Below are 4808 nucleotides of genomic sequence, written 5' to 3' on the forward strand. Positions count from 1 at the left end.
CCGCGGCGGGAAAACGGGCAGCGGACACGGTGCGACGCGGTGGTCGCTCGGCGGACCGGTCCGCCCTCCGGACGTCCCCCGCCCCTTACATCGGGGCGGGGTCGGCGGGGCGCGGGGTCGTGGTGGCGGCAGAGGTCGCGGTGGTGGCAGGGGTGGCGGCGACGGCCGAAGTCGGTGCAGCGGACGAACTTCCGGCCGCAGCCGGTGTCGCGGTAGCCGAAGTTCCGGCGGTGGCTGGAATCGCAGCGGCCGGAGTGGCCGGGATCGTGGTGGTCGTCGCCGCCACGGTCGGCTCCAGCACCGGACTCCCTTGCGGCCCAGCGCCATCAGATCCCGCGGCAGCGGTCTCGTCCCTCACCTCCACCGCGGACTCGACCGGGGCGACGAGTTCCAGCAGCCGCGTCCGGTGCTCGGCGACGAAGTACTCCGCCACCCCGCGCAGGTCCACGTGCTCGAAGAACAGCGTCTTCGGCAGCGAGCCGAACGAGTCCTCCAGGGTGCTGGTGAGGTCGACGATCGCGATGGAGTCGATGCCGTAGTGCTCCAGCTTCTCGTCCGCCAGGATGCCGTCCGGGTCCTGCCGGGTGACCTCCGCGAACACCGCGCGCAGGAAGTCCTGGGCCCGCTCGGCCAGCTCCGCGTCGTCGAGCTCGACGGCGGCCAGGGCCGAGGTCGTCGCCGGGACCGCCGCGACCGGCCGGTCCAGCCCCGCGTACACCCGCAGCTTCGCGCGTTCGCCGTGCAGCACGACGCGCCGCACCGGTGCTCCCGCGCGCAGCGCCCGCTCCACGGCGGCGAGACCGGCCTCGGTGGGCAGCGGCACGGTGCCGGTGCGCTTGCGCAGGTAGGCGGCGGTGGCGGCGTCCATCCGCATCCCGCCGTCGGCCCACAGCGGCCAGTCCAGCACGCGGGTCTCGGCGCCGGTGGCCTGCCGCCGCAGCGCGAACGCGTCCAGGTGGGCGTTGGCGGCGGCGTAGTCGGCCTGCGCGGCGCCGCCGAAGGCGCCCGCGACGGAACCGAACAGCAGCAGGAAGTCCAGGTCGAGGTCGTCGGTGGCGGCCGCCAGGTGCGCGGTGCCGTCGACCTTCGGGGCGAGCACGGCGGCGGTGCTCGCGAGGGGTTTGGTGGCGAGGTAGCCGTCGTCGAGCACCCCGGCCGCGTGGAACACGCCGTCCAGGCGCCCGTGCTCGGCGCGGATGGTGCGGACCGCATCCCGGACGCTCGCGGCGTCGGTGACGTCGGCCCGCACGTAGTGCACCCGCTCGTGCGGCTGGGGCGGCCCCTGCTCGGAGCGGCCGCTGACCACGACGGTCGCCGCGTACCGGAGGCACAGGTGCTCGGCGAGCAACCGCCCGATTCCCCCGGCGCCGCCGGTGATCCAGTAGACGCCGCCGGTGCGCAGCAGGCTCTCCCCCGCCGCACCGGCCGGGATCTCGGTGGTGCCGTGACGCAGCCGCCGCCCGTCGCGGGTGTGCGCGACCTCGGCGTCCTCGGTGGCGGCCTCGGTGTGCACGACGCGCTCGAAGCGGGCCGCGTCGCGCGGGTCGAAGCCGTCGAGCAGCACCAGCGTGCCGCGGAACGCGGGATCCTCCAGCCGCGCGGTCTTGAGCAGCGCCGCCAGCGGGCCGAACACCGGCGAGTCCGGTTCGCCCGGCGCCACCACCAGCACCCGGCCCTTGCCGCCGAGCCGTTGCAGGTGGCCGTAGCAGCTCTCGAACGCGGCGCGCATCGCGGCGGCATCGGTGGCCCCGACCGGCACCGGTAGCGGCAGCACGTCCGCGCCGAGCCGGGCGGCGCTCGCGGCCACCAGGTCCTCGTCCAGGGCGGCGTTGAGCACCACCACCGGACCGGCCGGTCCCTCCGCCGCGGCCGGTTCGTCGATCCAGGCTCCGGTGACCTCCAGCAGGTCATGCTGGGGTTCCGCGGCCGGTGCGCCGCCGAGGGGGCGGGCGGTGTAGCCGGTGAACCGGGCGCACAACCGGCCGGACTCGTCGAACAGGTCCACGTCCACCTTGCCGCGCCCGCGCGCGCCCGCGGCCGGGCGCAGCCACGCGTGCGCGGTGCTGCTGGTCGCGGCGGGTGCGGTGAGCTCGTCCAGCGCGAACGGCACCGCGGGCGCCGACGGTTCCCGCCAGCCGCCGTCCGGGCCGCCGACCGCGAGGGCGGCGAGCAGCGCGCTGTCCAGGATCGCGGGATGCAGCCGCGGCCCGGGCGCCGCCGCTGCGGGCAGCCGCAGCTCCGCCAGCACCCCGTCCGGGCCGGTGCGCACCGAGGTCAGCGCGCGCAGCGCGGGCCCGTGCTCGATGCCGCTGGTCCGCAGCGCCGCGTACCCGGCGTCGGCGGCCAGCTCCCGGGGGTGCCGTGCGCGCAGCTCGGCCAGGTCCACCGATTCCGCCGCGTCCGCACCGGGTTCGACGCGGCCGCTCGCGTACGGTTCGCCCGCCGCGTCGGCGAGCGCGTAGTCGTGCCCGTCGCCGCCGGGGGTCAGCCGCAGCCGGGCGTCCAGGCCGTCCGGCCCGACGGCCAGCGGGCGGATCCACACCGCGTTGCGCACCCGCGGCGTCCGGTGCCCCGCGGCCCGCGCGGCGGCCAGCACCAGGTCCAGGACGGCCACGCCCGGCACGATGCGGGTGCCGCCGACGACGTGGTCGCGCACGTAGCCCTGGGTGTCGTCGAAGCGCACCGGGAAGGTCCAGTCCTCGCCGGAGCGCTCCCCGGCACCCAGCGCGGCGGTCTCGGGCGCGGCGGTCTCGGGCGCGGTGCTCTCGGACACCGCCGGGGCCGGGGCTTCGACGGGCCGCGGGCTCAGGTTCGACGGTGCGGTGGGCGTGAACCAGTGCGGGGTGCGGGCGAACGCGTAGCCCGGCAGGTGCAGCCGCCGCCCCTGCGCCGGCCACTGCGACCAGTCCACCGGCAGCCCGGTGGCCCAGGCGGCGGCGAACTTGTCGTACCGCCCCTGCTCCAGCCAGCGCGCGCCGAGCTCACCGAGGTCCTCGGCGTCCAGCCCGGCGGGCACGTCCTCGCCCGCGCGGCCGCGCTCGCACCCGGCAGGGCGTTCCCCGGCGGCGAGGGATTCCAGCTGGTCCGCCCAGGTCTCCAGGTCGGCCGCGCGGAACGCGGCGCGTTCGGCCATCGGCACCCGGCCGTCGCGCAGGGTGCGGGCGATGTCGGCGAGCGCGGGCCGCTCGCCCCGCTCGACCCGCCGCCGCACCCAGTCCGCGAGCACCGCGCAGCTCGCCCGCAGCCGTTGCTCGTCGCGCGCGGACACCGGCAGCCACCACTCGCCCAGCGCCTCCTCGTCGGCGGGGACGATCGCGCCGGATTCGAGCAGCACGTGCGCGTTGGTGCCGCCGAAGCCGAACGAGCTCACCCCCGCCCGCAGCGGTCCGGGCAGGTCCCAGTCGGTGAGCTCGGCGACGACGTGCAGCGGGCTGCCCGCGAGCTTGATCAGCGGGTTGAGCTTGCGGAAGTGCACCGTCCCCGGCAGCTGCCGGTGCCGCATCGCGAGGATCACCTTGAGCATCCCGGCGATGCCGGCGGCACCTTCCAGGTGGCCGATGTTCGTCTTCACCGAGCCGACGCCGCAGCGGTGCTCGGCGGGGGTCTCGGCACCGCCGCGCAGGTCGGCGAACGCCTTCTTCAGCCCGCGGATCTCGATCGGATCGCCGACCGGGGTGCCCGGGCCGTGCGTCTCCACGTAGCTCACCGTCTCCGGCGCGACGCCCGCCCGCCGGTAGATGCCGCTGATCAGCTCGGCCTGCGCGTCCGGGTTGGTGACGGTCAGCGAGCTGGTGCGCCCGCCGTGGTTGCTGCCGATGCCCTTGATCACCGCGTGCACCGGGTCGCCGTCGCGCCGCGCGTCCGCGGCCCGCTTGAGCAGCACCACGCCGCCGCCCTCGCCGCGCACGTACCCGTTGGCGCCGGCGTCGAACGCGCGGCACTTCCCGTCCGGGGAGAGCATCCCGGCCTTGGCGAACGCGATGAAGTGGCGTGCCGACCAGGTCAGGTTCACCCCGCCCGCCAGCGCGTACTCGCAGTCCCCGGCCAGCAGCGCCTGCACGCCCTGCTGCACCGCGACCAGCGAACTCGCGCAGGCGGTGTCGTTGACGACGCTGGGCCCGCGGAAGTCGAAGTGGTGCGAGACGCGGTTCGCGATGATCGCGTACGCCGCGCCCGTCGGGTAATAGGCGTCGACCTCGGCGACCTCCTGCTCGACGAGTTCCGCGTAGTCCCAGTGGCACACGCCCATGAACACCCCGGTCGCCGAGCCGGCGAGCCGGTCCGCCCGGTACCCGGCGTCCTCCACCGCGTGCCAGCTGAGTTCGAGGGCCATCCGCTGCTGCGGGTCCATGGATTGCGCTTCGCGCGGGGAGATCTGGAAGAACTCGGCGTCGAAGCAGTCCACGTCGTCGACGAACCCGCCCCAGGCGCAGCTGGTCTTGTTGAACTCGCGGCGCGGGTCGCCGAGGTGGTCCTCCTTGCGCCAGCGCCGCTCCGGGACCTCGCTGATCAGCGAGCGTCCCGCGGCCAGGTGTCCCCAGAACTCGTCCATCGTCCGCGAGCCGGGCAGGCGCAGCGAGGTGCCGATGATGGCGATGTCGTGGTCATCGGTTCCGTGGTCCATCGAAGTCGTCTCCGTCTCAGCACCGGTGCCGCTGCGGCCCGCGTCGGCTCGTCCGGTCGTGGTCGTGCCCGTCCCGCGCGCCCCCCCGGGGGGGGGCCCGGGGCGCGGGGGGGGGCGCCCCGCCCGGGGGGGGGGGGGGGGGCCGCCCGCGCCGCGGCCCGGGGCCCCCCGGCGCTGACCGCGG

1 protein-coding gene is annotated in these 4808 nt (G+C 76.2%); it reads right to left on the reverse strand.

All coding sequences use genetic code 11. The features are described from left to right. Nucleotides 1-85: 85 nt before the first annotated feature. Nucleotides 86-4624, reverse strand: coding sequence for an SDR family NAD(P)-dependent oxidoreductase (locus tag LCD33_RS12160; protein WP_224977861.1), 4539 nt, complete (start codon nucleotides 4622-4624; stop codon nucleotides 86-88). Nucleotides 4625-4808: the final 184 nt, after the last annotated feature.

The organism is Saccharopolyspora sp. 7B (assembly GCF_020177435.1).
GTDB classification, from domain to species: Bacteria; Actinomycetota; Actinomycetes; order Mycobacteriales; family Pseudonocardiaceae; genus Saccharopolyspora_C; species Saccharopolyspora_C gregorii.